The sequence below is a fragment of the Nocardia sp. NPDC004260 genome (assembly GCF_053603155.1).
This window is the reverse complement of sequence record NZ_JBSGEZ010000064.1, coordinates 16,126-42,625: the sequence shown is the minus strand read 5'-3', so window position 1 is coordinate 42,625 and position 26,500 is coordinate 16,126. Positions and strand designations below refer to the sequence as shown.

The window sequence follows — 26,500 nt, the reverse complement described above, 5'->3', positions numbered from 1 at the left end:
CTTGGTGGATGTCGGCGCGGCGTTCGTAGCGGATGCGTAGGCGTTTGAAGGCGTGCAGCCATGCGAGGCTGCGTTCGACCGGCCAGCGGACGGTATGTCAATCCCCTGAAATCGTGGAGGGTTCCTCTATGCGGCCTCGTCTCGTGACAGGGCCGCTGCGGCCGCCGCGCGGACGGCGACCATATGGTTGTTGGGGGTAGCTGCGGGGGTGGCCGGTGGGCGATGGTCGCTGTGCCGTTGGCGGCGTTTGATGCCGTGGCAGGGCGTGCGCTACCCTCGGAGGTGCCTTTCATGAGCAACCTTCGGGTTGTGTTTCAGAAGTGCCCTCAGTTGCCGCTGGGGGCCTTCGTCATATCTGGAGTTGTAGTGAGCTGTGGCTCACGAGAGCGCGGGGGTGCGCGGCGTAGTGTGCGACTAACACGCGCACCCAGGCCGTCGCTTTAAGCGGAGGTGACCGCGGGCCCCACCCCCTGCCTGGATCCGATTCCGAAGCCCATCGACTCGGCGCGACCCACGATGCGATCGACCGTCGAGCGGGTCCACCTGACGCCCGTGATCCGACTCAGTTCGGTCGCGATCGCGTTGACGTTCACCCCACGCTCAGCAAGCCGCAGGAGCTCCTCGATCTCCGTCTCTGGCTTCTGAGTCAATCTGCCGCGCACCAACTCCCGTGCGATGCGACAGCATTGGTCAGGCTCTGACACATCGATCAGCACCCGCTCCGGTTTCTCCACCTGCTGCCGCGGCAGCGCCTGATTGTGAGGCGGCGCTTGGACCGAACCCACGGAAGGTTCGGTGGTCGACGCCACCAGGCCGGTCGCATGCGCAGGGGATGCGGTGGTCTGCGCCATGACCGAAACGGGGGAGTCGTCCACATGCAGAAGACCCATGGTCCGATCCGTGCCATGATCACCGTCCGCACGATCTGTGGAGCCCGACGTATCGTCCAGGGTGTCGGTTGGGCTGACCATGTTGATGAGCCAGGCGTAGCGGGCAGCCAGCCAGGCGTGCAACCACATCAGGACAACCACCATCACCGGCGCGACCGCATACTCGGCGGCGCGGCCGAGGTCTCCTGCCGCGAGATGAGGCGCACTGTTGAGGCCGACTGTTGCGGTCAACAGGCCCGCCTCGAACAGCAGAATCCTGCGGCGCTCGACCGTCACACCCAGCCGTGCAGCGGTCGCGGCCTGTGCCATCACTTCCAGGATCGGCACCGAGATCATCGCCTCGATCCCGAACGACAGCAGCCACAACAGCCACCACGACGGGCCTGTCGGCCCGCCTTCGGGCGCGAGGCTGCGTCCGACGTTCACCGCCGACCACACCAGCCCGACCACGATGACCGCCCGCAGCCGCAACGACGACCACGTCGCGCGACGGTGCAGCATGCCCTCCAACGCATCCGCGCTGGTGGCACGACGACGCTCGGCCCGAGCGCGAGCATGCCACCGCAGCTCCCGCTGCTCACTCGCGCGAATCCGCTCCGCGGTGCGCCGCGAGCGATTCTTTGATGCGCGCTCCCGGCGAACCTGGCGTTGACGATCGCGGCGGTCCCGCGCCCGAATCCATCGATGCAGCCTTTGCTCGGCATCGAGCTCGCCTTCGGCGTACGCGTCGTACAGCGCAGGATCTTGCAGAGAAGGCAGACACGCCTTCGCCGCCGCTAGGCGGCGAGCAAGCTCATTCGGATCCAGTGCATCATCGCGGCGCCTACGCCGACGCAGCAGCCATGGCGTGTGTCGCCTTTTCCAAGCCGGCTGGGGCCCTGAGCTGGTAGTCGGGTCCGGATCGCGGGCGGAGATATTCACCTTGAAAGTTCCTCCGTGTAAGCAGTGGCGACCTGGGGAGCCACTGGGTGCGGTTCTCCGGTCAAGACCGACACGGCGTAAGCCACCTCTTCGCGAGTTGCGCGGGTATAGATCGAGGTGGCGCCGTCACTGTGGTTGTCGGCGTGTCCGGCAAAAGCCTTGGCGACAGCATGACCGAAATTCCGCTCTACCCATCTCAGCGTGGTGTGACGCAGCCAGTGACACGTGATTCCTTGCTGCTTCACCCACGGTAGCTGCTCGCCGATCTGCCGCCACATGATGTCGAATCGCATCGCAGTGATCGGATCGCCGTTCTTGTAGCGGAACAGTCTTTCGTCAGCTTTCCTGCTGATCGGTCTGCCGTTTCCTGCTAGCCGACTTTTCCCGCTCCGCAAGTGAGCGCGGGATGCGTGGTGGTCCAGTAGCGCCCGCATCAGAGTCGGTGATACAGGTTGCCAGCGCTCGGTGTCGCCCTTCTCGCGAAGCCGAACGAGGCATTGGTCCGGATCCAAATCCTGCTTCCTCAAGGCCAGGATGCCGCCTCGTCGACAGGCGGTTTCGGTGCACATTCGCAGAATCAGTGTGGTCAATTCAGGTTCATCGCCATACTCGGCCGCGACACGGTTGATCTCCGAGAGTCGACCGGTCGGTATGGCTCCCCGGCTCGAAGAGCGCATCCTTGGCTTGACCAATCGGGTTGCGGGATTGTCCGCAGAACGGATCAGATTGTCCTCGACCGCGTGCCGGTATAGGTAACGGAGGGCGCTTATTGACATTCTTGCGATGCCATATCCGGCGCGATCGCTGCGCCGGATGTTGCGTTGCGCCTGAAAGTTGCCGATGAGTTGTTTGAATTCCGTGATGGATGGCTCATCGAGTCGGCGATCCGGCCACACCTCGACAACCTTCTTCCAGTAGGACATGTAGTTGTCGCGGGTGGCGCCGGGTGACATGGCCGCATGGACGACTGGCACATACTCGGCAAAAGTCGGTACGGTGCGTCTCGACTGAGCGGACACGAGGTCCTCGAGGCTGACTCCCAGTCGCTCGAGAAGCAATTGGGCGGTCTGCACTTCGACGCTGGACACTGACGATGTCATCGGCCGCCCCCCGAGGGAGTCGCTGTCCGCCGTTGCCGCGTGATCATCTCATCGACAGCGCCAGGGCCGAACATGAGAAGAATGCCTTCTGTGAGGTGCGCCGCCAAGAGGATCCGATCGGAGGTGTTGAAACCAGCCTTGCGACGGAATCGGGCTGGCAGCCGGAGGTCACCAGCGGCCGTAATCCACAGTTCGGGATCCCCGAAGCTCCCGACGATGACCATCGTGCCCTCGAGCTCATACCCGAGACGCCCGCCGGGGCGCCAACCAAGAGCAGGTAGAAGTCTCTTCTCGATCACCCCGCCTCCGGCGTCCACACGGCGAACGCTGCAAAGCCACTGCGGCTCTTGCCGAGGCGGGCGCTGATAGAGCGTCGTCAGCGGGCGATCATTCCGGTAATTCGTCAGTGCGGGAGCTGCGGCAAGCCGCGGACTTCCACCGGGCAAAATCGGCGGCAGGATGTCGCTCATGCCGACCACCTCCCGCCAGCGGACCGCCGACCGCGGGTGAACAGCCCTGGGTACGAGGTGCTAGATCGGTTGTAGAGCGCCTGCCAGGTTGCGAGTTCGCTACGGAAAGGTGTCCCAACTCCAGTTCGATCGGCGCGGTATCGACCCGTTCACCGACCGGTTCGAGGTGGATCTGCTCGCCGAGGGCACCGTGCGCGGCACCGGCGGCATCGATGTGGTCGATGACGACTGCGCCACCTCGGTCGCGGGCTTGTACGCGGCGGGTGACGCGGCGACCAGGGAACGGATCTGTGGCGGTTTCACCGGTGGCGGCAGCCACAATTCGGCGTGGGCGATGTCGTCGGGCAGTTGGGCGGGCCGCGGCGCGGCGTTGTTCGCGCTGAGCTCCGGTGGGGCGCGGAGTGCCGATCTGCGCGGTGCCGGGCGCACCGGGTTGCGGCCGGAGAGCGCCGAGTCGGTCCGGGCGGCGGACGTGGTCGAAGCCGCGCAGCAGGAGCTGATCCCGTTCGAGAAGAACTACCTGCGCCACGGCGACCGGGTCGGGCCTGCGCTGGAGCGGCTGGACAGCGTGTGGGAGCAGGCCACCCGCGGCTTGGGCGGCGGCACGGGGGACGAGCGGGTGCGTGCCCGGCAGGCCGCGGCCATCACCGCCGTGGGACGGTTGATGTACCGGTCGACGCTGGCGCGGACGGAGACGCGCGGGATGAGCAAGCGCGCCGATCACCCGGATCTGGACCCGAAGCAGCACCATCACATCCTGTCCGGCGGGCTGGACGAGGTGTGGACGGCGACGTCCGCGGCGGCGACCACTTCGGCGGTGGCGTGATGATCGAGATCTTGCGCGCTGGTGACTGCATCGCCTGCGACAAATGCGTGGACGTGTGCCCCACGAATGTCTTCGACCGCACCGACAGCGGAATCCCGGTCATCGCAAGGCAATCCGATTGCCAGACCTGCTTCATGTGCGAGGCCTACTGCCCCACGGACGCGCTGTACGTCGACCCCGAGTCGACGCCGCTGGCCGATCACGACGCCGTGCGCGGCGAGCACATCGGCCGCTACCGCGAAGAGCTGGGCTGGGGCCGCGGCCGCAAACCGGGCAGTCTGGTCGCGGTGGGGCCGCGTCTGCCGCACGGCACTCCGCCGCCGCGGTTGTCGGAACTCTGAACAACGAAAGCGAATCATGCGCATACTCCGGCTGATCGTGCCCGCTGTCGTGTCCGCCCTGCTGCTGGTTGTCACCGGCTGCGGGTCGGACGACGCGGGCTCGGCGACCCGCGCCGAGATCAAGACCCTCCGCATCGGCACCATCGGCACCGGCAACGTGCTGACCGGGCCGGTCGGCTTCGCCCATCAGCGCGGAGCCCTGTTGCCCGCGCTGAAGCCGCTGGGGGTGGACGCCATCGAGGTCTACAGCTTCCCCAACGGTCCCGACCTGAACCAGGCGCTGGTCGGCGGCCGCCTCGACGTCGCCACCTACGGTGACACGCCCGCTCTGGTCGCGCGTGGCAGCGGGTTGAAGACGCGACTGCTGGCCATCGCGGCGGTAAATTACAACGCGGGCGTGGTGGCCAAGGATCCGGCGATCCGGACGCTGAAGGATCTGGCGGGCAAGAAGATCGGCGTGCAGTCCGGCTCCTACATCGATCGGTATCTGCAGGGTGCGTTGCAGGCCGAGGGCATCCAGGCCCAGCTGGTGCATCTGCTGGCCACCGACGCGGAGGCTCCGCTCAACGGCGGCGATATCGCGGCGGTCGCGCTGCCGGATGTGAACCCGTCGTCGTTCTTCCACGCGTTCCTGGCCAAGGGTTTCCACCAGGTCGACTCGATTCAGGACAACCATCCCGATCTCGCGGGTACCAGTTCCTCGGTGAGCAGCCAGGACTTCCTCGACAGCCATCCGCAGTTCGGTACCGCGTGGCAGTCGGTGATCGTCGAGGCCAACCGGTATGCGAAGGCGCATTGGGACGATTACGTGAACTACGAGGTGTCCCAGTCGAAATCGCCGGAAGCGGTGGTGCGTGCCACCGCGCGTGAGAGCTACATACCCGACGAGCTCTTCGCGCCGCTGGGCATCCAGTTGCTGACGGGAACCAAGCAGTTCCTCGTGAATCAGAAGAAGATCCGGGAGGATTTCGGTTTGGAGGAGTGGTTCTACCGGCCCGATCGGCCCAAGCAGGGCTGAGCCGAGCGCCGGTCGCCGAATGCGCGGTGCCGGGCGGCGGTGACCCGTTCCATGCGGGGCGAGTACGCGTTCGCCCAGGTCCAGCGGCGGACAGCGCCATTCGGTGCAGACCTCGGCAGCGTCGATCGGGAGGGGAGTTCGTGGCGGAGATAGCGGAGTGGGCGCGGCAGCGGCCGTGGGGGGTGCGGCTGGAGTGGGGGCTGGCCGGTGCGATGGCGCTGGGGGCGGGGAGCGCGTGTGTGGTGGTGGTCGACGTCCTGTCGTTCACGACGTCGGTGTCGGTCGCTGTCGAAGCGGGGACGCGAGTGCTGCCCTATCCGTGGTGGGACGGCGGTGCCGCGGAGTTCGCCGCGCGGCACGGCGCGGAGCTGGCGGTAGGGCGGCGAGCGGTGTCCGAGCGGCAGCCGTGGTCGCTGTCTCCGGCGGCGTTGCGGTGCGCGCCGGTCGCCGAGCGGCTCGTGTTGCCCTCGCCCAATGGTTCGGCCATCTCCGCGGCCGTCAGCGGTGTGCCGGTTGTCGCGGCGTGCCTGCGCAACGCGAGCGCGGTCGCTCGCTGGATCGCCGGGCGGGGCTGGGGAAGCGCGCGGCAGCCGGTCGCCGTGATCGCGGCAGGTGAGCATTGGCCTGGCCGCGACGGGCTGCGTCCCGCGGTGGAGGACTGGCTCGGTGCGGGGGCGGTCGCCGCGGCACTGGCGCGAAGCGCAGCCGGGCCGCTGTCTCCGGAAGCGCACGCCGCCGCGGTGGCGTACGGCGGGATCGCCGATGTCGCGGCGCTGATCCGGGACTGCGCCTCCGGCCGCGAACTCGCCGAGGGCGGGTTCGCGCAGGATGTCGCGGCGGCCACCGAACTCGACAGCAGCGGGGTGGTGCCGGTGCTGACCGATGGGGCGTTCGTCGACGCCGCGCGGTGAGCGTGGCCGGGCGCTAGCGGTGGGGGCCGATCAGCCCGATCGCGGATTCGACTGCCACGTCGATGATGTCGGCGATGTCGTCGCCGTCTTCCACGGTGGTGGCGATGAGTTCGCGGAAGCCGCCGAAGAGGATGGTCGCCACTTGGCGGGACGGTGGCCGTAGTCCGGCGGCCGCGAATTCGGGTGTGTCGGCGAGCTTCTGGATGAGTGCCACGAACGACTCGCCGACCTCGCGCTGCAACTGCCGCGTGTCGTCACCGAGGGCGGGAACGACACGGATCCAGCTGAGCGTGAGGGAGGGCTCTTGTTGGGCGGTGCGTATCCACGCTTCGATGGCTTGGCGCACCTGGGTGCGCCAAGCCATGTGCGGGTCGACCGCGGCATCGATCTGCTCGATCATGTCCTTGTGGTGCTCGGTCAGCAGGGCGATGAAGCAGTCCTGTTTGCTGGTGAAGTGCTCGTAGAAGGTGCGGCGCGAGGTGCGGGCATAACGAACCACGTCGGCGACGGTCGAGTCCTGGTAGCCGCGTTCGCGCACGGCGGCGGCCATGGCGTCGAGCAGGCGGCGGCGGAACCCCGAATCCGTGCCGTTGTCGGCGGAGGTGCGGGGTACGGGCGCGGCGCGGGTCACGAGAATCAGGTTAGTTACTCCTTTCGGTTCGTCGCGTGCGGCCCGAGTCCGCGGCCGGATGTCAGGCCGTGGAGCCCGGAATCGTGTGCCGATGCCATCGCCTGGTCGTCGTCGGAGGGTGTGCCGCCACGGGTGAAGCGGATGGTGCCGTCATCGATGCGGCCGTAGCGGAGGGTGAGCACGTCGTGGGCGTAGCTCATGCCCAGCCGCCACGGAGCCCGCGAACCCGCTTTGGGGAATCGGTCGATGTCGCGCAATACATAACCGGCTCGGAAGTCCAGCAGCGGTGTGGGTGTCACGGCGGGGTCGGGCCACGGGGTGGTCTGCCGGTAGCCGCCTGCGTCCATGTGCCGCAGCAGTCGGCAGACGAATTCGCTGACCAGATCGGCTTTCAGCGTCCAGGACGCGTTGGTGTAGCCGATGGTGAACGCGAAATTCGGCACTCCGCTGAGCATCATGCCCTTGTAGGCCATGGTGTGCTGCAGTGCGACCTCGTGTCCGTCCACCGTGAGGCGCAGGCCGCCGAGCGCGAGCAGTCGCAGCCCGGTCGCGGTCACCACCACATCGGCGTCGAGCTCGCGGCCCGATGCCAGGCGCAGCCCGGTCGCGGTGAACCGGTCGATGCGATCGGTGACCACCGTGGCGCGGCCGTCGCGGATCGCGCGGAACAGGTCGCCGTCCGGCACCAGGCACAGCCGCTGATCCCACGGCTGGTAGACGGGTTTGAAATGGGTGTCGACGTCGTAGCCTGCGGGCAGTTGCTTGACGGTCAGGTTGCGGATGAATCTGCGCATCTGTCGGGGCCGCCGTCGGCTCAGCTGGTAGATCAGTGTGCTGACCAGTACGTTCTTCCATCGGACCACGGTGTAGGCCCGTTTCGGTCCCAGTAGTGCGCGTAGCCGGTTGGCCAGGGCGTCGCGGGCGGGCACGGGCAGGATGTAGGTCGGGGAGCGTTGCAGCATCGTCACGTGCGCGGCGGTGTCGGTCAGCGCGGGTACCAGGGTGACCGCGGTGGCGCCGCTGCCGATGACGACCACCCGCTTGCCCGCGTGATCGAGGTCCTCGGGCCAGTGCTGCGGATGCACCAGCTGTCCGCGGAAGTCGCCGATGCCGGCGAACTGCGGGGTGTAGCCCTCGTCGTAGTGGTAGTAACCGCTGCACACGAGCAGGAAGTCGCAGGTGAATTCGCGGGTGCCGCCAGCGTGTTCGGCCGACACCTTCCAGCGTGACTCGGCGCTGGACCAGGATGCTTCGGTCACCCGGTGCCCGTACCGGATGAACCGGTCGATGCCGGCGTCGGCGGCCGTTTCGCGGATGTAGCGCAGGATCGCGGGACCGTCGGCGATGGCTTCGGCTTGCGTCCACGGGCGGAATCGATATCCGAGGGTGTGCATGTCGGAGTCCGAACGCACTCCGGGGTAGCGGAACAGGTCCCAGGTACCGCCGAGAGTGTCGCGTGCTTCGAGGATCGCGTAGGTGCGGTGCGGGAAGGCGGCCTGCAGGTGGTGGGCCGCGCCGATGCCGGACAGGCCCGCTCCGATGATGAGGACGTCGAGGTGTTCGCTCATGCCCGTGCTCCTTTCGGTTCCCGGGTGCGCAGGCTGCGCTCCAGCAGCGCGACCACTCCGTAGTAGTGGGTTGGTGTCACCCGTGCCAGGGCGTCGAACAGGTAGGCGTCGGGGCCGACGAGGATGCGGGACTTGCCGTGTTCCACTCCGCGGCGGATGATTTCGGCCGCCTTCTGCGGCGTGGTCAGTGCTATGGTCTCGAATTCCGCCGCCATCTGCTCGTGCGTCCGGCCCCGGCCCTCGGGGTCCTTGCGGACGCGGGCGTTGCGGGCGATGTTGGTGCTGATGCCGCCAGGGTGGACGTTCACCGCGGATACACCGGTGCCGCGCAGTTCCTGGCGCAGGGCGTCGGTGAACCCGCGGACGGCGAATTTGGCCGCGCAGTAGGCGCTTTGGTTGGGCATGCCCAGCAGCCCGAACACGCTGGAGGTGTTGACGATCACGCCGTGGTCCTGCTCGACGAGAATGGGCAGGAAGGCGCGGGTGCCGTTGACGACTCCGTCGAAGTTGATGCGCCGCAGCCATTCGTCGTCTTCGGCGACGGCGTCGAGCACCGAGGAGGAGACCGCGACACCGGCGTTGTTGAACACCGCGGCCAGCGGCGCGGACAGCCAGTCGCGGACTTCGTCGGCGAAGGCGAGCTGGTCGGCGGCGTCGCGCACGTCCAGGACGCGGGTCAGCACCGGCCCGGTCAGCGACGCGGCCGTCTCCTTCAGCCCGGCCTGGTCGATATCTGCGATCGCGACGGGAGAGCCGGTGCGCGAAAGCAACCGGGCGAGGCTGCGGCCGATCCCGGAGGCCGCGCCGGTGATCATGACCGGGCGGCCGGATAACGGCCTACGGGTGCGGGGCATCGATGCTCCTGCTTTCGGACGTGCGGATGTGTTCGTGGATGAGGTCGGCGAGTGTCGGCCACACCGCGGCGGGCAGGTCGTGGCCCATACCCGCGAGGGTGTGCAGGCGCGCGTGCGCGATCGCGCGGGCGGTGGCGCCGGCGCCGGTCGGGGCGACCATCCGGTCACGGTCGCCGTGCAGCACCAAGGTCGGGGCGGTGACCGCGCGCAGTTCGCGGGTCCGGTCACCGGATTTGAGGATGCCCGCCAATTGCCGGCCGACGCCCGCTGCGGGCCTGGGGTCGCGATCCCAGGTGCAGGCGGCTCGCGCGCGCACGGCGGACTCGTCGAAGGGGTATCCGGCCGAGCGGATGTGCCGGTACATGCGCACGGCGCGATCGATGTGCTCGTCGCGGGTGCGTGCCGGTCGGGCGAACATCAACCGCCAGGTCGACCAGGCCGGGCGGCCGACCCGCGCGGCGCCGGTGGTGGACATGATCGAGGTCGGGGATGCGACCCGGGCGGGATGGTGGGCGGCGACGGTCTGGGCGATCATTCCGCCCATCGACATGCCGACCAGATGCGCCGAGGGCAACTCGAGCGCGTCGAGCAATCCGACGGTGTCGGCGGCCAGATCGGCCAGCGTGTACTGCTCGCGATGCCGGCGCCGCCGCAGCATCCGCACCGGCGCCGGCGGCGGGAAATTCGCATGCGTCGAGCGGCCGGCGTCCCGGTTGTCGAAACGGACGACCCGGCAGCCGCGCGCCACCAAGAGCTCGCACAACCCGTCGGGCCACTCGTGTAACTGTTGACCCAATCCGGCGATCAACAGCAGTGGGACACCACCGGAGCCGTGCTGCTCGTAGGCGAGGGTGACGCCGCGGCCGACTTCGGCGAACTGCTCGCTCATACCGCCGCCTCGGCGGCGCGGTCGAGTGCTTGCCCAGTGGACGGCGGTGTGCGGCGGTGCACCACGGCGCGGCCCTTCTCGGCCGGGACGAGCGCGACGCCGCGGAAGTGCGTGCGCTCGTCGCGGGCATCGGTGGGTTCGAGCGTGAAATCGCGCAGCAGCGTACGCAGCACCACGTTCATCTCCATTGTGGCGAACGCGGCGCCGATGCAGCGGCGGCTGCCGCCGCCGAACGGGATCCAGCTGAATGTGCCCGGGCGGACGCCGACGAACCGGTCGGGGTCGAAGGCGCGGGCGTTCGGGAAGAGTTCCTCGTTGTCGTGCATCAACCGGATGTTGGCCACGACCTTCTGGCCCTTGGGCAGGGTCCACTGGCCCAGCTGCAGGGTTTCGGCCCGGACCTGCCGGAAGGTCGCGTCGATGACCGGCCGCACGCGCTGCACCTCCAGCAGCGTCGCCTCGCGCAGTTGCGATCCGCCCGCGTCGGCTTCGGCGACCAAGCGGCGCAGGAGATCCGGGTGCCTGCGCAGCCGCTCGATCGTCCACGACAGCGTCGTCGCCGTCGTCTCGTGTCCGGCGGTGAGCAGGGTCAGCAACTCGTCGGCGATCTCACTGCGTGACATGGCCGAGCCGTCGTCGTAGCGCGCTTGCAGCATCATCGCGAGCACGTCGTCGCGCTCCTCGATCCGGTCGCTCGCGGCGCGGTCGATGAGTTGTCCGACGATCTCGTCGTAGCGGCGGCGGTAGGCCGCGAAGCGGGCCCAGGGGCCGAACCGGCCCAGCGCCCGCTGGGGAACCGGGATCGCGGCGAGGCCGGAGGCGATCAGGACGAGTCTGGGCAGCAGTCGGCGCAGTTCCTCGAATTCCGCGCCTTCGGCGCCGAAGACCGCGCGCAGGATCACGTTCAGCGTGATCCGCATCATCGAGTCCATCGTGGCGAACTCGCGGCCCGAGGGCCACGAGGCCATCTCGCGGACGGCTTCCTCTTCGATGAGCGATTCGTACACCGTCAGCCTGCGGCCGTGGAAGGGCGGGGTGAGCAGTTTGCGCTGCTTGCGGTGTTCGTTCCCGCTGAGCGCGAACAGCGAACCGGGGCCGAGGAATTGACCGAGGTTGATGTCGATGTTGTCGACGAGGTCGGCGCTCGCGGTGAACAGTGCCTTGATCTCGGCGGGGTCTGCGAGTACGACGGACCGCCCGAATCGGGGCATCTGGATGGTGAAGGCCGATCCGTACCGGTCGTGCATGCGCCGCCAGGTCCGGGTGCGCCCGGTCAGGATCTGCAGGTTCTGCACGATCGGCGGGGTGGATGGCCCGTCGGGAAGTCGCACAGCGGGCATACGCCCACCTCCTCGTGTGGTACTTCGATGTACCACCCGTACGGTACGCGCACGTACCACGTTGTGGCAAGGCTCACATCATGCCGACCCGGGCCGTCGCCGCGATCCCGTCAGCAGTCGTCCCACAATGCCGCGCTGTGGGCGGCGAGCAGCGCGGCGATGCGGTCGAGCGCTTCGGCGGCGGGCAACGGGTCGAGGCGGCGACCGTCACGCAGCCGCAACGCCACACGGTCGGCGGTGAGTTCCTCGGCGCCGATGATCGCCTGATACGGCGCGAGCCGGTGCTCGCGGACGCGAGCGGCGAGGCTGCCGCGATCCGGCGGCGCGACCGCCACCCGCAGCCCGCCCTCCCGGCAACGGCGCTCGAATCGGGCGGCCGCGCAGTGCTGGGCCTCGGTCACCGGCAGCACGACCACCTGAGTCGGCGCCAGCCAGGCGGGGAACCGGCCGCCGTGGCATTCGATCAAATGGGCCACGGCCCGTTCGATGCTGCCGATGATGCTGCGGTGCACCATGACCGGACGGTGCGCGACGCCGTCGGCTCCGGTGTAGCGCAGATCGAACCGCTCCGGTTGATGGAAATCGACCTGCACGGTGGACAGAGTGGACTCCCGTCCCGCGCTGTCGCACACCTGCACGTCGATCTTCGGGCCGTAGAACGCGGCTTCGCCGTTCACCGCGTCGTAACGCAGGCCGCGCTCGTCCATGGCGGCGGTGAGCACGGCGATCGACCGCTCCCACAAATCCGGAGCGGCAACGTATTTCCCGCCGGGACCGGGCAGCGACAACCGGTAGCGGGCGGCGCGGATGTCCAGTGCGACATAGGCGTCGGCGATCATCGCCAGCGCTGCGGCGACCTCGCCGGCGGCTTGGTCGAGGGTGCAGAAGATATGCGCGTCGTTGAGCTGGATCCCGCGCACCCGGGCCAATCCGCCCAGCACGCCAGAGAGCTCGCAGCGATACATGCCACCCAATTCGGCTATGCGCAGGGGTAATTCGCGATAGCTGTGCGAACGGGAACGGAACAGCAGCGCGTGATGGGGACACAGGCTCGGGCGCAGCACCACCTGCTCACCGCCGAGATCCATCGGCGGGAACATCTCGTCGCGGTAATGCCGCCAATGTCCGGACAATTCGTAGAGTTCACGTTTGCCGAGCACCGGCGAATACACGTGGTGGTAGCCCGCGCGGCGTTCGGCGGCGCGGATGTAATCCTCGAGGGCGTGGCGCACGGCCGCGCCGTCCGGCAGCCAGAACGGCAATCCCGCGCCGATGAGCGGGTCGGTGTCGAACAGATTCAGCGCACGGCCGAGGCCGCGGTGGTCGGGCATGATGGTCTCCTCGTCGACAGAGGGCGAGTGACCACGAGACGAAACCCCGGGGCACTCGCCCCGGGCTGGAATGAACGTGGATCAGCGCGCCGGGACGAATTCCGGCGTCGTCGTCACAGCTGCGCGCTCCATGCCGGTGACGCTAGCAGAGGCGCCCGCGCCCGCGCACGAGAGTTTGCAAAGCGGCCACCGCCGCGACGGCTCTGACGCATAATCGAGTTCGACTGGCACGCAATGACATCGGGGGTCGATGGGGACGCGCAGAGCGGTGCTGCAAGCGGGAATGGTCCTCCCGCTGGCTGCCGCGTGCGCGCCGGAGGTGCTGCTGGGCAGCTCGGACGCGGTGAGCGTCGGCGTGTCCTGGAGCGGCCAGGAACTCGCCGCCTTCCACGCCGTCCTGGACGGGCTGGACCTCGGCTTCGAGGTCGAGGTCATCCCCCTCGGCGACAACACCGACACCGCGTTCACCGCAGGCGGCCGCTCCGCGCCGGACGTAGTGCTGCTTCCGCAGGCCGGGCGGGTGCGCGAACTCGCCGACGCGGGCAAACTGCGGCCCGTCGCCGAGACGGTGTGGGCCGATGAACTCGGCACCCGCTACGCCCAACCCTGGCAACTGTTGCTGCGTTACGAGAGCCGGCTCTACGGTGTGCCGTTCAAAGCCGCGGACAAATCGCTGGTGTGGTTCGACCGCCAACAGTTCGACACCCACGGCTTGGGCGAACCGGCGGCATGGACTCTCGACGGCTGGGTCGACCGGATGGAGGTGCTCGCGCAGACGCCGACCCGCCTGCTGGCGCTGGCCGCCGCCGACGGCTGGGTGCTCACCGATTTCTTCGAGAACGTCCTGCTCGCCGAATCACCCCGCATCTACGACGAATTGGCCTCCAAGAACCACCGGGAACGGGAATGGGACAACCCCGCGGTGCGGGCCGCCTTCGGTCACCTGGGGACTCTCTGGGGACAGCGGCACGCGTTCCCCGGTGGCGTCGGCGTCGCGCTGACCAGGCAGTTCTCCGACGCCATCCGCGAGGTATTCCAGCATCGCCGGGCCGCGGCCGTCGTCGCGCCCGACTTCGCCGAACCGATCGTGCGCAGCGCGGTCCGCGCGTCCGGGCGCGAGATCGACGACGCCGTCGGGGTGGTGGCCTTCCCGCCGGTGGACACCGCGCCGGGGCGGCCGAAGATCGTCGGCGGTGACGTGATCGTGGTGACGCGGCAGGCGACCCCGCGCGCGGACGAACTGGTCGAGAAACTGGCCGCCGCTCGCGCCCCCCTGCCGTGGATCGAGCGCTACGGCGGCTTTCTCGCCCCGAACCTGCGCACGGAGGCGGACTACTCGCCGCTGCTGGCGCCCTCGGCGGGTGAGCTCGCCGCGCGCAGCACCTTCGATCTGTCCGACCGGATCGGGCCGGTGGGCGGACGGGAAGGATTGTGGCGGGTGCTGACGGAGTTCCTCATCGCGATCGGCGACGGCGGGCAGGCACGAACGACCGAGGCCACCGACCGTGCCATCGCCGCGCTGGACGACGTCGATCGGCGGGGCCGATGACGATACCTCCGGATTTCGACGTCAACGGTCTGCGCATCGAGCTGGCCACCCGCCGCATGCGCGGGCCGCTGGTCGCGGGCGGCAGGCCACGGCGCTGGCTGGGCTGGGTGGCCGGGCTGCCCGCGACGCTGCTGACGGTGGCGCTGCTGATGCTACCGACGGGATGGACCGTGCTGATCGCCGCCCGGGCCAGCCCGTTGTCGGTGCTCGCGTGCGCGGTCGCCGCGACCGGTGCGCTGCTGCCCGCCGCGCTGCGCAGGCGGTGGGGTGTGCCCTGGATCCGAATTCTGCTGTGGCCGTTGTCGATCGGTGCCACGATCGCCGGACTGTGGCTGCTGGGTGGGACGATGAACGCCGACGGTCGCGGCGCGTACCTGCGCACGCTGTTGTGGGTGGCGTTCGGAATCGGGCTGCTGCTCGTGGCGCTGGCGATCGCCTGGTGGGGCCGGGCGGCGCGCTGGTTGTGGCTGCCGCTGATCGTGCCGTTCGGGGTGTCGGCGTTCGTGTCCGGGGTGGCGTTCCGGGTGATCTTCGGCAACGGCGCGCGGTGGCTGGACATCGAGGACGTCGGACTCTACCGGTGGTGGCTGGCGGCGATGCTCGGGTCGGCGTTCCTGTGGACCTGGCTGGGTTTCCTCACCGCGCTGTTCCGCGCGGGAATCCATGCGATCGAAGCCGATCCCGCGCGCGCCGGGTACCTCTACCGCGACGACGGCAGACCGCTGGCGATCCGGCTGTACGAGTTGCTGCGGCCGGTACTGCTGATCGCCGGACTGGCCGTCGGCGTCGCGGCCGCGCGGGTGTTCGACGTGGTGCTGATCGGGGTGCCGGGGGCGCTCGAATACCAGGTCGACAGCGCGACCGTGCACTGGTGGCGGCTGGCCGCCGACGCCGAACCCGGTCTCGCGGCGGCCTACGCGCTGCCGCTGGCTGTACTCGTGGGCGCGGTCGCCTGGCTGCTGCAAGTGGACGTACGCCATCACCGCGCGAGTTGGTCGGCGGTGCACGCGATCTCGGTGGCGGGACGACGGCGCATCGGTCCGGTGCGGGCGGCGGGCATCGTGCTGGTGTCGGTGCTGGTGCTGTACCCGATCGGCGTGCTCGCCTATACCGGGTTGCGTACACACGACGGCTTCGGCTTCTCGGCCATCGCTCTGGTGTTGGGGGACGACGGACTGTGGCGTTCGCTGCAGACCACCGCCTGGGTCGCGGGGATCGTCACGGTGGTCGTGGTCACCGCCGCCGCGCCGGTGGCCTACCGGCTGGCCGCGCTGCGACCCAACGGCACCGCCGCACGGCTGGCCGTCGTAGCGCTGGTGGTGCTCGCGGTGATCCCCGCGCAGACCTACCTCGGACCGATCGACGGCCTCGTCGACACTTACGAACTGTCCGGAACCCGCATCCCGCTGATCCTCGTGCACGCCGCCGCCGGACTGCCGATCGCCATCCTCGTGCTGCGCGGCGCGATGCTCGCCCCGCCGGGCAGCACCGCCGCGGACGCACTGCACGGTCTGGCCAGTCCGGGCACCATCGCCCAGCGCGTGCTGGCCTCCTCCGGGCCCGCGCTGGGAGCGGTGGCGGTACTGGAATTCGTGCAGGTGTGGAACGACTTCTTCATCGGCCTCGTGGTCAGCGGAGCGGGCGCGAGCCCGTGGTCGCTGCTGCTGTGGGGCGAAGCGCGGCAATTCGGCGAGAACAGCGCGCAACTGGCCGCGGGATCGCTGGTGTCGGCCGTGCTGCCGGTGGCGCTGCTGCTGGTGACCTGGCGGCGCTGGGTGGTGCCGGGCCTGACCGGCGGAGTGCTGCGATGACGCGAGCCGCCGACAGCGAGGGAGGAATCGGGTGAGCACTTCGGCCGAGCACACCGAACCGGTCGGGCAGACCGCCACACCCAGATCCTCGATCTGGATCGGGTTCCTGGGCACCGCGTCGCTGGTCGCCTACACGGTGCTGTTCGAGCTGGTGCGCACCCTGGTGGTGAATTCTTTCGGCGAGAACGCCGTCGTGCAGTTCTTCAACGGGCCGCTGCGCTGGTTGTCGGTGCTGTTCATCGCCGCGGCGGCGACCTACGCGCTGTACCGGTTCGCACGCGGGTATCGCACCAAGATGCGCACCGCCCGCGACATGGACCTCATCGCCGGTCTCATCGAGCCGGGCCCCGCGCTCGCGGACCGTAGGCCGCGGGAAGCCGCGCCGCCGCGCCGGACGGTCGCGGCGCTCGACGGGCATCTCATCGCCGCGGTACTGCGGGACCTGCCGGTGCACGACTATGAAACCGTCGCGCTGCTGGCGGTGCTCAACGCCATTCGGGACACGCCGGGACGGTTGCCGCTGGCACGGGAACCCTCGGCCCGCACCGCGGCGAGACTGCTGGACGGTCTGCACCGCCGCGGAATTCTCGCCGGGCACGGTGGCCAGCGGTGGTGCGTGCGACAAGTGCCCAGGCTGCCGGATCGAGCGACGGTCACCGCCGGACCGCAGTGGGCCGCGGCGCTCACCGCGCTGCTGCACCACTACGCCGACCGCGCGGGGCGCTGGGCCATCGCGCTGGAGTCACGGCGCTTCGCGGTGGGCGCTCGCCGCTGGTTCGAGACCGAGGAACCGTATTTGCGCGCGTTGGTGGAGGCGTGCGCGGCTCGAGTGAACCCACCGGATCCAGCGGATCCACCGGCTCGAGGCGTGGATTACCCCCCGGCGGCCGTCGCGCACCTGGTCGACATCGGCAACGCGTTGGACGTGTGGTACGCGCGTATCGGCCTGGGGGAGAACGGGCGCGGAGTGGCCGACGATCTGTGCGCGCTTCCCGAAACCGACGAGCTGAACCGCGATCTGCTGCTGTTGCGGGCGGGACGGCTCACCGAGCGGCCGCGCGGCTACCGGCCGCGGCGATTGTCGACGAGCTTGGCCGCCCGCTGGGAGCATCAGGCGGCGCTGCGGGAGCTGGACGCCGGCTCGCCGGTGCTGGACAAGGTGGCCGAGCAGCTGGAGACCGCGTGGTGGCTGCTGCCGCGTGACGACGTCGCCGGTGAGGTGTGCGCCCTGATCAATCTCGCCGTGGTGCACATCCGGCAAGGACGCCTCGACGCCGCGCAGGATCGTCTCGAACTCGCCGAGTCCCTCACCCGCGCCGGCCTCGATCCCGACGGACGCGCGCAGACCCACGAGACCATGGGCACGATGTGGTGGGCCCGCGGCGAACCCCGCCGGGCCCTGCGCTGCTGGCAGCTCGCCCTGACCGCCTACCGGGCCCTCGACGACGACCTCGACATCGGCCGCTGCCTGCAACACCTCGGCTCCGCGATCGTCGTCGACCCCGACCACGCCACCCTGTTGCTGCCCACCGACCCACCCCTTACCCGCACCGAAGCCCTCCGCCAAGCCACCGGATGGCTCGCCGAAGCCCGGCGCAGGCATCCCACCGCCCGCCACACCGAACACTATGCGGCGCAGGCCCATTCGCAACTACGCGCCGATCGCGGCTTCCGCGACCTCCTCCGATCCCGCCGCACCCCGCCGGCTCGGATCGATCAGTGGCCCGCACCCGTCGAAGATCACGCTCACCGGCCGCAAACCCCTCGCTGACCTGCCTGTGGCCCGGCCGTTCGAGTTCGCAAACCGCAGCAGGAGAAGCGAACCCGGCCACTGCGCCCTCCGCGGCGTCCAACGTCGATGCACACCGGCCACGGCGAACTCGCCGTGCCGGACTACGAAGCCGTGCCGGAACTTCGCGTCGCGGTGATCGCCTCCCACCACGGATCCACTCTGCGTGCGCTGCACAGAGCTTCCCTCGTCGCGGACGCACGGTTCCGGATCGTGCTCGTCATCAGCAACAACAGCGACTCCGGTGCGCTGCGCTACGCCCGCGACAACGCGATCCCCGCCCGCCACCTGTCCAGACGCACCCACGACGACCCGGACGAAGCCATCCGCGCCGCGCTCGTCGAGCACTCGGCCGACTGGGTGGTCACCGCCGGATACCCGAAGAAGGTCGGGCCGCGCACCGGAGCGGAGTTCTCCGGACGGATCATCAACGTCCACCCCGCACTGCTGCCCCGACACGGCGGCCCCGGTATGTACGGCGGGCACGTGCATCGAGCCGTCCTCGACGCCGGAGATCCCGTCAGCGGCGTATCCGTCCACCTCGTCTCGAACGAATACGACACCGGGCAGATCATCGCCCAGGTAGAGGTACCGGTCCAGCCGGGTGACACCGTCGAGACACTCGGCGCGCGGGTGCTGCACGCCGAACACACGTTGCTTCCCGATGTGGTGCGACGAATCGCTACCCGGCGCACTGCCCGCTGCACTCTCGTCCTGGTCCGTCACGCTGAGCCGTTCACCCCTCGCGCGGGTGGGCCGGGCGACTACGAGCGGTCACTGACCGCGGCAGGCGAACGACTGCTGGTCACCGACCTGGCAGCCTTGTCGCCCACCGCGATCTTCTCCAGCCCCTACCTGCGCGCAGTCCAAACCATCCAGCCGCTCGCACGTCGCACCGGCTTGCCCATCGAAACCGACCACGACCTGCGCGAGTGGGAGTCCGGGATCGGCCCGACACCCGACTATGCGCGCTACTACTGCGAAAGCTGGGCCGAGCCGTCGCTCGCCAGGCCCGGTGGCGAGAGTCTGCGACAGTTGTCCGACCGGGCCGCGGCGATCCTGACGACGCTGGCGCATCGGCACCGCGGCCGGACCGTCGTCGTGGGCAGCCACGGGACGTTCATCTCCCGGGCGCTGATCGCGTTCGGTCGCGGCGAGGTCGACTGGGCATTCAGCCGCGCGATGCCGATGCCCGCGGTCTACCGCCTGGACTTCGAGGACGAACGCGTTCAGTCCACCGGTCCCGGCCTGCGACCGTGACTCCGCCGAATCCTGCTGTGCCGGCCGCACTGTGAATGTCGAAGCCGAATAGGGAACGTTGTGCTGAAGCATGCTTGTCGGCGAGTGTGAGTTCCCGGTCGCGGCCGGCACGTGCGCGACGCCTCCGGACAAGCTGGTCGGGGGACTGCTACCGCTGGACACGACCGGTGCGCATAGCCGACGATGACCGACATGTTGCTCACGCGCGAGGCTGATCTGTTCGAACGCTCCAGGGGCCGCCTGGAAGCGATCGCCTACCGCTTGCTGGGCTCGGCCACCGATGCCGAGGACGCGGTGCAGGAGACGTATCTGCGCTGGCAGGCCGCCGACCGCGAATACGTGGAGACGCCCGAGGCGTGGCTGACCAAGGTGCTCACCAATCTCTGCCTCAACCAGCTCACCTCCGCCCGCGCGCGCCGGGAAACCTATGTGGGGCAATGGCTTCCGGAGCCGCTGCTGGCCGGCGCCCCGATGCTGGGCCCGGACGACACCGTCGAACAACGCGAATCGGTGTCGATCGCCATGCTCACGCTCATGGAACGGCTCACCGCCAAGGAACGCGTGGTGTATGTATTGCGCGAGGCCTTCGGCTACCCGCACCACGAGATCGCCGACCTGCTCGACATCACCGAATCCAATTGCCAGCAGGTCTATCGCCGCGCCAAACAGCACTTGGCCGTGGAACGGGCGCGTATCGAGGTGGACGAGACCGCCGCCCGCCGGATCGTGGAGGAATTCCTGGCCGCGGCGGTCAGCGGCCGAACCGATGAGCTGGTGCGGTTACTCACCGATGACGCCACCATCATCGGTGACGGCGGCGCCTTCTTCGCCACCTTGAGCAGGCCGCTCGTCGGCGCCGAGCGCATCGCGACGTTCGTGCGGCTCGCCATCAAACCTTCGGGTGCCAAGTGGGACAAGCTCGGCGGCAAGCCCACGCCGTTCGCCGCGATCGTCAACGGCAGGCCCGCGCTGATCCTGGTGGCGCAGGATCGCATCGTCGGCGTCGTGGTGCTGGAGGTGACCGCCGACGGCATCGCCGCCGTGCACGCCCACGCCAACCCCGACAAGCTGGCATTCGCCAATCGCCAGTGGGCCACCTACGCACCGGGAGCACCCCTGCCCGATTTGTGGTGACCCACATCACATCCTGCTCCTGTCAGCATCCGTGCGGCTGTCCGGTTCAAGTTCCGAACCCACCGAGACAGGAGCAACACCATGAAGCACCGCATCGTCGTCCTCGGAGCCGGGTACGCCGGAGCCACCGCCGCCGGCCGCCTGGCCAAGCGACTGCACCGCGACGACGTCGAAATCACCCTGGTCAACGCCGACCCCGACTTCGTCGAACGGGTGCGCCTGCACCAGCTCGCCGCCGGGCAGGACCTGCCGGTTCGTCCACTGCGCAAGATGTTCGCTGGCACCGGCGTTCAGGTGCGCATCGCATGGGTCGATTCGGTCGACGCCGACCGCAAGACCGTCGAACTGATCGGCGATCAAGGTGCCGAGACCCTCGCCTACGACACACTCGTTTACGCCCTTGGCAGCACCGGCGCCGATTTCGGCGTGCCCGGCGTCGTCGAACACGCCCATCAGGTGGCGAGCAAGCACGCGGCGCTGCGGCTGCGGGAACGTCTGAGCCGGCTGCGGGCGGGCGACACCGTGCTGATCGTAGGTGGTGGCCTGACCAGTATCGAGGTCGCCACCGAGATCGCCGAGGCGCGCCCGGATCTGAAGGTCGCGATGGCCGCGCGCGGCGGCGTCGGCGACTGGCTCGACGAGAAGGCACAGAACCACCTGCGCGGCGCGTTCGAACGCTTCGGTATCACCGTCCACGAGCACGCCGACGTCACCAGGGTCACCGAAGATGGCGTGACCACCCGAGCGGGAGCGGAGATCCCTTCGCAAATGACCGTCTGGACAGCGGGATTCGCCGTGCACCCGATCGCGGCCGCCAGCACGCTGACCGTCTCCGAGGCCGGGCGGATCGTCGTCGACGCTACCCAGCGCTCGGTCTCGCACCCGGATGTATACGCCGTCGGCGATGCCGCACACGCCGCAGGAGTGGGCGGCAGGACGTTGCGCATGGGCTGCGCCACCGCCTCCCCGATGGCCTGGCTGGGCGCCGATGCCATCGCCGCTCGGCTGACCGGACGTGCAGTTCCCGATGCCCCCATCGGCTACAACAGCCAGTGCATCAGCCTCGGCCGCCGCGATGCCATCGTGCAGAAGGTGACCAAGGAGGATCAGCCCACCTCCAAGGTCGACGTGGGCCGCAAGGCCGCCCGCGTGAAGGAGCTGATCTGCTCCATCGCGGCCTGGTGCGTGAAGCACCCGACCCTACTGGCGCCGAGCCGGCGTCGCCGGGTCGTCGAGACCGGGGCGGGCGCTACGGCCGCGACCGTCTGAGCGCGGGTGCGGAACCGGCGCAGGTCCGCCCCGGCCGGACGGGCTGGGGCGGACCTGTGGGTTATAGCGGCCATTTCGCGTCGCGAGGAGACTTGTCGGGGCGCAGCCCGCGCCAGCTGGGGTGGCGCAGCCCCTCGGAGGTTGCTTCGCGATATTCGATGTCGCCGACGAGGACCGGCTCGACCCAGCGGGCGGATGCCGCGACCGCGCGCGGCGCGGGGACGTCGAAGGGCGTGTCCGAGCGGGACAGCTCGTTCAGGCGAACTTGCAGCGAACGGCGGTCGTGCATAGTCCAGCCGGTGCCGACATTGCCGATGTGCACCAGCTGATCGTCGTCGTTGTAGGCACCCAGCGCCAGCGAGCCGAACGTCGCGGAGAAGCGCCCCGTACCTGGCAGCCAGCCCGCGACGACGACCTCGGTCGTCTTGCGCAGCGGCGTCTTGATCCACAACGGAGACCGCCGTCCGGGGTAGTAGGCCGAATCGAGCCGCTTGGCGACGATTCCCTCCAGGCCGTGTTCACGCGCGACGTCGAGCAGCGTGTCGGCGTCGACATCTCGGTAGTACGGCGGGGTCCGGACCAGGGGCCGGTCCAGCGCCAGTTCCGCCAGACGCGCGCGACGCTCGACGTAGGGCAGATTCATGACGGACCTACCACCGACAGCCAGGAGATCGAACGCTAGATATTGCGCCGGGAATCTCCGCAGCAATTCCGCGGTGGGGGAGACCACATGCATCCGCCGCTGCAGGCGACCGAACGACGGCGCGCCCGTCTCCGGATCCGGCGCCACGATCTCCCCGTCCAGGATCAGCCCACCACCCTCCCCCAGTTCGGCGAGAACCGCCGTGAGCTCGGGAAATGAGCCACTGAGATCCCGATTGTTGCGACTGTAGAACCGGCATTCCCCCGCCCGGCACCGCGCGACGGCGCGAATGCCGTCCCACTTCATCTCCAACGCCCACCGGCCGTGCTCCCGCGGTGGCCGTCCGGAGACGGCCAGCATCGGCGCCTGCACTGACAGCACGCAACCAGCATATCTTCAGCAAATATCGGGCGCGGACTCCTGTGCCGCGCCGGGCTCACAATCCGAGCTTGGTCACCGCGTTGTCTTCCAGAGGGTTGGCGGTGCGGATGTAGCCGTGAACGGTGCGCGGGTTGGTCCAGCGGCCCTGACGCATGATCTCGCGGTCGCTGGCGCCGCCGAGCGCGGCCTGTGTGGCGAATCCGGCGCGCAGCGAATGTCCGGAGAACAGATCGGGGTCGAGCCCGGCCCGGGCGGCATAACGCTTGACCAGTTCGGCGACCGCCCGCCCGGACATGGCGCGGTCGCCGATCGCGCCATGCCGGTTGACGGTGGGAAAGAGAGGTAGGTTCGCGTCGGTGAGCGTGGTGCCGGTGAAGCCGTGGCAGCGGTGGATGTCGGCCGAACTCGCGGGAAGGTCGGCGAGCCAGGAGCGGACACCGCAAGTCCCCGCGGCGGCATGCTTTTCGCGTAGCCGCAGCCAGTCGGCGAAGGCGCAGACCGGGCACGTCGCGGGTCGGCGGCCGCGGGGGAGGGCCACGCGCTGTTCGGCCGCGCCGGTTGGATCGGTCTTCGTCGCGGGCAGCCGGATCAACAGAATCGGTTCGCCGGTCGTGTGGTCGAGGCCCACCTCTACGTCCCCGATGCGCAGACCGGCCAGTTCGCTGCGGCGCAGGGCGCCCGCGAAACCGACGAGCAGTGCGAGCGCATCCCGGCGGCGGGCGGGCTCAGTGGGCCAGACCGGTTCGGGTAGCCCGCCCAGCAGTTGATCGAGAGTGTGCAGCAGGACAGGGCGTTTGCGTCGGGGTTGCGTCCGCCGGGTGCGGCGGATGCCGCGCAGCGTCAGGCGCACCACATCGGATCGAGTCGGTGACGGCAGGCCGTTGGCCGCGTGCACCGCGGCGATGGCGGCCGCCTTGCGTTCCAAAGTCGCGGGACTGAACGCCCATTCGCCGCCGGCGCGGCGCGCGTCGGCCGCCGCCGCGAGATAGACGGCCACATCCAGCGCGTCGGCCGGCAACGCCTGACGGCCCTCGGTGGCACACCACGCCGACCACGCCACCCAATCGGCCCGATAGGCGCGCAGAGTGTTCGCCGACTGCGACGCCTCGAGATACCGGCGCAGCGATCCGGCTTGATCGTCGTCGAAACGATCGCGCACCAGCCGCAGCGCCGCCGCATCGACCAGCACGCTGCGCACCCCGCGGCGCAACTCGCTGCGCACCGACTCCGGAACCGCGACCACGGTGGATCGATCGTCCATGGCTCGGGCTCCCGCGTTCCTATCGATGACGGACTGTTCGCGCCACGGCTTTCGGCGCAGGAAAGCCAGCCTACGGCACCGAAGCGGCACTCTCGCATGGCGAACCGCGCGCTCGTCCTCCGCCTACCTCGTCTCCGGCTGCCCGCTGTGATCTGTGAAGTCGATGACCGGGGTACCCAGTTTTTCATCTCTTTCGTAGCGGTTTCGTTTAGTCACAACAAACGCTACGCAACGTAATTCGTTCCACGATGGCCGAGATCAAGCCCGGTTCTGACCGCCGATAAGGTTCACTTATCGGAGGTCAGAACTGGAGGGCTGATTTCGGAGACGACTGGATCTGGAGTGTCCCGTCTCAATGAAACTGGCCAAGTCTCAGTGAATCTGACGACCGTAAATGTGTATCTGGCCAATGTCTCGAAATCCCTGGCCACTGTGGCATGATCACCCGCGATCTGGCGTCGGCGAACGGCATGGACGGGGTGGTGGGTGTGACTGGCGGGGGTTCTGGTGTGCGCGTTGAAGGTTGGGGGAGTTTCGAACCAGAGATCCGAACGACTGCGGGGGTTGTGCGCGGCAGGTGGGAGAACGCAGTCGCGATCTTCCGGGGCATCCCCTTCGCCGAGTCACCATTCGGCGCGCGTCGGTTCGCGGCTCCCGCTGCGGTACAGCGGTGGGATGGTGTCCGCGACGCGCTGGAGTTCGGTCCACCGGTTCCCCAAGCGAGCCATCGAGGTTCGGTGATGTCGTCGGTGTCCGGCAGCACTGATGATGATTCCGCGGACTGTTTGACGCTCAACGTCTGGTCACCCGAGCTTGGTACCGCCCGGCTGCCGGTGATGGTGTGGATTCACGGGGGCCGATACCTCGAGGGCGCCGCCGGCAACCCGCACCAGGACGGTGCGACTGTCGCCGCGTGCGGTGTGGTGATGGTCAGCATGAACTATCGAGTGGGCGTGGAAGGTTTCGCCCACATCGCCGGGGCCCCGGACAACCGCGGCATTCTCGACCAGATCGCAGCCTTGCGGTGGGTACAGGACAATATCGCCGCGTTCGGCGGCGATCCTGACAACGTCACTGTGTTCGGCCAGTCCGCAGGAGCTGGTTCTGTCGCGGCGCTGCTCGCTATGCCCATGGCAGCGGGGCTGTTTCGTCGTGCGATATCGCAGAGCCTGCCGGGCACGTACTTCTCCCCACGGCTCGCCGGCGCGATCTCCGCGACGATCGCCGCGGAACTCGGTGTGCGCGCCACCGTCGATGAGCTCGCCAGTATACCGCCGCGTGCGCTGATCGAGGCGACCGACGCGGTGATTCGGAAGATGCCCGAATTCGTCGAATCATGGGGACCCACCGCGCTGACGCCTACGCCGTTCTCACCGGTTGTCGATGGCGTCGTACTGCCTGCTGCGCCGTGGCATGCGCTCGCCAACGGTGCCGCGCGGGGTATCGATCTGCTCATTGGACACACCCGTGACGAGTACTCGCTGTTCAACGCCTGGCGCGGCACAGAGATGACCGATGAGCAGGCGACCGCCGCACTCGAACGTCTCGCGCCCGTCTCGGACAGCAGTGGCGGATACCGCGCTGCCTACCCGGAGGCCGCCCCTGAACAGCTGTATGAGCTCGTCAACTCCGACTGGCTGCTTCGGATGCCGAGCCTGCATCTCGCCGATGCCCAATACGCCGGGCATGGACCCGTGTGGCTCTATGAACTGTGCTGGAGCTTCCGCCGGGATCAGGGTGCCTCGCACAGCCTCGACATGCTGCTTGTGTTCGGCACGCTCAGCGCCGACGAGGTGCGTGGCCACCCGTTGGCCTACCCGAACGCCGCGAATGAGGTCCTGGAGGTCTCCTATCAAATGCGCAGCGACTGGGTGCGTTTCGCGACCACCGGAAACCCTGGCTGGGCGTCCTACGATCCGGAAAGCCGATCCACTCGTGTCTACAGCGCCGAGCCGACCACCCAGCCCTACCCAGAGGAACGCTCACGCCTTATCTGGCATACACACCGGTTCGACTCCCTGGACCTGTGTCAAAGCGTCGGAGCGGGAGGTGGTCGGTGACCAGCCAGGGGCATGGTCTGCACCTGGTGCCCAGCGGGGTAGCGGCGGAGCCAGTTCGAGGGTTCGAAGTCGGCTTCGTCGATCCAGAGGCTGGAGAGGTCCGTCGCTTCCTGCCGGACGCCACGGCGGTGGCGTCCGAGCGGGTGGCGCCGATCCGGTCGATCCCGTCGTTTCAGGGGCAGCGCAACAATCCGGGCCTGACTGTCGTGGTGGGATGGGTTGCAGCAGCGGTCGCATGCGCCTGACTTCTTCG

At 68.8% G+C, this 26,500-nt stretch carries 22 protein-coding genes and 2 pseudogenes; 12 read left to right on the top strand and 12 right to left on the bottom strand.

Annotation, left to right across the window (positions count from 1 at the left end):
* From ACWEO7_RS29515 to ACWEO7_RS29500, 4 genes and pseudogenes are all read right to left on the bottom strand, one after another.
* Nucleotides 1-88, bottom strand: a pseudogene (locus tag ACWEO7_RS29515) (IS5/IS1182 family transposase); the annotation flags it as partial.
* A gap of 352 nt (nucleotides 89-440) precedes the next feature.
* Nucleotides 441-1,811 (bottom strand): hypothetical protein, encoded by a 1,371-nt coding sequence (locus tag ACWEO7_RS29510; RefSeq protein ID WP_452428037.1) that lies wholly within the window; start codon nucleotides 1,809-1,811, stop codon nucleotides 441-443.
* Nucleotides 1,808-2,899, bottom strand: coding sequence for a tyrosine-type recombinase/integrase (locus ACWEO7_RS29505; protein ID WP_452428035.1), 1,092 nt, complete (start codon nucleotides 2,897-2,899; stop codon nucleotides 1,808-1,810). Before ACWEO7_RS29505 ends, ACWEO7_RS29510 begins: the two co-directional genes overlap by 4 nt.
* Nucleotides 2,900-2,907: 8 nt before the next feature.
* Nucleotides 2,908-3,381: a hypothetical protein gene (locus ACWEO7_RS29500; protein WP_452428033.1), complete on the bottom strand. Its 474-nt coding sequence runs from the start codon at nucleotides 3,379-3,381 to the stop codon at nucleotides 2,908-2,910.
* 118 nt (nucleotides 3,382-3,499) lie between these two features.
* Between ACWEO7_RS29500 and ACWEO7_RS29495 the strand changes: the two are divergent.
* From ACWEO7_RS29495 to ACWEO7_RS29480, 4 genes and pseudogenes are all read left to right on the top strand, one after another.
* Nucleotides 3,500-4,207: pseudogene (locus tag ACWEO7_RS29495) on the top strand (pyridine nucleotide-disulfide oxidoreductase); the annotation flags it as partial.
* The gene (locus tag ACWEO7_RS29490; RefSeq protein WP_452428031.1) at nucleotides 4,207-4,548 is read left to right on the top strand and encodes a 4Fe-4S dicluster domain-containing protein; all 342 of its coding nucleotides are present in this window, start codon (nucleotides 4,207-4,209) and stop codon (nucleotides 4,546-4,548) included. The pseudogene ACWEO7_RS29495 and the gene ACWEO7_RS29490, both read left to right, overlap by 1 nt.
* A 16-nt stretch (nucleotides 4,549-4,564) precedes the next feature.
* Complete coding sequence (locus tag ACWEO7_RS29485; protein WP_452428029.1) at nucleotides 4,565-5,566, top strand: ABC transporter substrate-binding protein; 1,002 nt, start codon at nucleotides 4,565-4,567, stop codon at nucleotides 5,564-5,566.
* 140 nt (nucleotides 5,567-5,706) lie between these two features.
* Nucleotides 5,707-6,477 (top strand): 2-phosphosulfolactate phosphatase, encoded by a 771-nt coding sequence (locus ACWEO7_RS29480; RefSeq protein WP_452428028.1) that lies wholly within the window; start codon nucleotides 5,707-5,709, stop codon nucleotides 6,475-6,477.
* 13 nt (nucleotides 6,478-6,490) lie between these two features.
* On the opposite strand, the gene ACWEO7_RS29475 is transcribed toward ACWEO7_RS29480, so the two are convergent.
* The 6 genes from ACWEO7_RS29475 to thrS form a co-directional block, all read right to left on the bottom strand.
* Nucleotides 6,491-7,108, bottom strand: a complete 618-nt coding sequence (locus tag ACWEO7_RS29475; protein ID WP_452428026.1) for a TetR/AcrR family transcriptional regulator — start codon at nucleotides 7,106-7,108, stop codon at nucleotides 6,491-6,493.
* 14 nt (nucleotides 7,109-7,122) lie between these two features.
* Nucleotides 7,123-8,676 (bottom strand): flavin-containing monooxygenase, encoded by a 1,554-nt coding sequence (locus tag ACWEO7_RS29470; RefSeq protein ID WP_452428024.1) that lies wholly within the window; start codon nucleotides 8,674-8,676, stop codon nucleotides 7,123-7,125.
* Nucleotides 8,673-9,530 (bottom strand): SDR family NAD(P)-dependent oxidoreductase, encoded by an 858-nt coding sequence (locus ACWEO7_RS29465; protein ID WP_452428023.1) that lies wholly within the window; start codon nucleotides 9,528-9,530, stop codon nucleotides 8,673-8,675. Before ACWEO7_RS29465 ends, ACWEO7_RS29470 begins: the two co-directional genes overlap by 4 nt.
* Nucleotides 9,514-10,419: an alpha/beta fold hydrolase gene (locus tag ACWEO7_RS29460; RefSeq protein ID WP_452428021.1), complete on the bottom strand. Its 906-nt coding sequence runs from the start codon at nucleotides 10,417-10,419 to the stop codon at nucleotides 9,514-9,516. The genes ACWEO7_RS29465 and ACWEO7_RS29460 overlap by 17 nt, the downstream gene beginning before the upstream one ends.
* Entirely contained in the window at nucleotides 10,416-11,759 is a 1,344-nt protein-coding gene (locus tag ACWEO7_RS29455; protein ID WP_452428019.1) for a cytochrome P450, read from the bottom strand. The genes ACWEO7_RS29460 and ACWEO7_RS29455 overlap by 4 nt, the downstream gene beginning before the upstream one ends.
* Nucleotides 11,760-11,869: 110 nt before the next feature.
* On the bottom strand, nucleotides 11,870-13,093 hold the full coding sequence (gene thrS, locus ACWEO7_RS29450) for a threonine--tRNA ligase (RefSeq protein WP_452428043.1): 1,224 nt from the start codon (nucleotides 13,091-13,093) through the stop codon (nucleotides 11,870-11,872).
* Nucleotides 13,094-13,340: 247 nt separating this feature from the next.
* On the opposite strand from thrS, the gene ACWEO7_RS29445 reads away from it, so the two are divergent.
* The 6 genes from ACWEO7_RS29445 to ACWEO7_RS29420 all read left to right on the top strand — a co-directional run bounded on the left by ACWEO7_RS29445 (nucleotide 13,341) and on the right by ACWEO7_RS29420 (nucleotide 21,902).
* A complete protein-coding gene (locus ACWEO7_RS29445; protein ID WP_452428017.1) occupies nucleotides 13,341-14,639 on the top strand; it encodes an ABC transporter substrate-binding protein in 1,299 nt (432 codons plus the stop codon).
* Nucleotides 14,636-16,450: a hypothetical protein gene (locus ACWEO7_RS29440; protein ID WP_452428015.1), complete on the top strand. Its 1,815-nt coding sequence runs from the start codon at nucleotides 14,636-14,638 to the stop codon at nucleotides 16,448-16,450. The genes ACWEO7_RS29445 and ACWEO7_RS29440 overlap by 4 nt, the downstream gene beginning before the upstream one ends.
* Before the next feature lie 31 nt (nucleotides 16,451-16,481).
* Nucleotides 16,482-18,221 carry a tetratricopeptide repeat protein gene (locus ACWEO7_RS29435; protein ID WP_452428014.1) on the top strand — a complete coding sequence of 580 codons (1,740 nt, stop codon included), beginning with the start codon at nucleotides 16,482-16,484 and terminating at the stop codon, nucleotides 18,219-18,221.
* Between the two features lie 87 nt (nucleotides 18,222-18,308).
* A complete protein-coding gene (locus ACWEO7_RS29430) occupies nucleotides 18,309-19,499 on the top strand; it encodes a formyltransferase family protein (RefSeq protein ID WP_452428012.1) in 1,191 nt (396 codons plus the stop codon).
* 192 nt (nucleotides 19,500-19,691) lie between these two features.
* A complete protein-coding gene (sigJ, locus tag ACWEO7_RS29425; RefSeq protein WP_452428010.1) occupies nucleotides 19,692-20,633 on the top strand; it encodes an RNA polymerase sigma factor SigJ in 942 nt (313 codons plus the stop codon).
* An 81-nt stretch (nucleotides 20,634-20,714) separates the two neighbouring features.
* Entirely contained in the window at nucleotides 20,715-21,902 is a 1,188-nt protein-coding gene (locus ACWEO7_RS29420) for an NAD(P)/FAD-dependent oxidoreductase (RefSeq protein ID WP_452428008.1), read from the top strand.
* 61 nt (nucleotides 21,903-21,963) lie between these two features.
* On the opposite strand, the gene ligD is transcribed toward ACWEO7_RS29420, so the two are convergent.
* Nucleotides 21,964-22,905, bottom strand: a complete 942-nt coding sequence (gene ligD / locus ACWEO7_RS29415; RefSeq protein WP_452428041.1) for a non-homologous end-joining DNA ligase — start codon at nucleotides 22,903-22,905, stop codon at nucleotides 21,964-21,966.
* A gap of 76 nt (nucleotides 22,906-22,981) precedes the next feature.
* Entirely contained in the window at nucleotides 22,982-24,187 is a 1,206-nt protein-coding gene (locus ACWEO7_RS29410; protein WP_452428006.1) for a site-specific integrase, read from the bottom strand.
* A gap of 479 nt (nucleotides 24,188-24,666) precedes the next feature.
* Here ACWEO7_RS29410 and ACWEO7_RS29405 point away from each other — a divergent pair, with 479 nt between their 5' ends.
* Nucleotides 24,667-26,247, top strand: a complete 1,581-nt coding sequence (locus tag ACWEO7_RS29405) for a carboxylesterase/lipase family protein (RefSeq protein ID WP_452428039.1) — start codon at nucleotides 24,667-24,669, stop codon at nucleotides 26,245-26,247.
* On the top strand, nucleotides 26,244-26,492 hold the full coding sequence (locus ACWEO7_RS29400) for a hypothetical protein (RefSeq protein ID WP_452428004.1): 249 nt from the start codon (nucleotides 26,244-26,246) through the stop codon (nucleotides 26,490-26,492). The genes ACWEO7_RS29405 and ACWEO7_RS29400 overlap by 4 nt, the downstream gene beginning before the upstream one ends.
* Nucleotides 26,493-26,500 lie beyond the last annotated feature (8 nt).

Coding starts and splice junctions, on each gene's coding strand:
- ACWEO7_RS29500 (WP_452428033.1), bottom strand. CDS start 3,381: ATGAGCGACATCCTGCCGCCGATTTTGCCCGGTGGAAGTCCGCGGCTT.
- ACWEO7_RS29490 (WP_452428031.1), top strand. CDS start 4,207: ATGATCGAGATCTTGCGCGCTGGTGACTGCATCGCCTGCGACAAATGC.
- ACWEO7_RS29485 (WP_452428029.1), top strand. CDS start 4,565: ATGCGCATACTCCGGCTGATCGTGCCCGCTGTCGTGTCCGCCCTGCTG.
- ACWEO7_RS29470 (WP_452428024.1), bottom strand. CDS start 8,676: ATGAGCGAACACCTCGACGTCCTCATCATCGGAGCGGGCCTGTCCGGC.
- ACWEO7_RS29465 (WP_452428023.1), bottom strand. CDS start 9,530: ATGCCCCGCACCCGTAGGCCGTTATCCGGCCGCCCGGTCATGATCACC.
- ACWEO7_RS29460 (WP_452428021.1), bottom strand. CDS start 10,419: ATGAGCGAGCAGTTCGCCGAAGTCGGCCGCGGCGTCACCCTCGCCTAC.
- ACWEO7_RS29455 (WP_452428019.1), bottom strand. CDS start 11,759: ATGCCCGCTGTGCGACTTCCCGACGGGCCATCCACCCCGCCGATCGTG.
- ACWEO7_RS29445 (WP_452428017.1), top strand. CDS start 13,341: ATGGGGACGCGCAGAGCGGTGCTGCAAGCGGGAATGGTCCTCCCGCTG.
- ACWEO7_RS29440 (WP_452428015.1), top strand. CDS start 14,636: ATGACGATACCTCCGGATTTCGACGTCAACGGTCTGCGCATCGAGCTG.
- ACWEO7_RS29430 (WP_452428012.1), top strand. CDS start 18,309: ATGCACACCGGCCACGGCGAACTCGCCGTGCCGGACTACGAAGCCGTG.
- sigJ (WP_452428010.1), top strand. CDS start 19,692: ATGTTGCTCACGCGCGAGGCTGATCTGTTCGAACGCTCCAGGGGCCGC.
- ACWEO7_RS29420 (WP_452428008.1), top strand. CDS start 20,715: ATGAAGCACCGCATCGTCGTCCTCGGAGCCGGGTACGCCGGAGCCACC.
- ligD (WP_452428041.1), bottom strand. CDS start 22,905: ATGCTGGCCGTCTCCGGACGGCCACCGCGGGAGCACGGCCGGTGGGCG.
- ACWEO7_RS29410 (WP_452428006.1), bottom strand. CDS start 24,187: ATGGACGATCGATCCACCGTGGTCGCGGTTCCGGAGTCGGTGCGCAGC.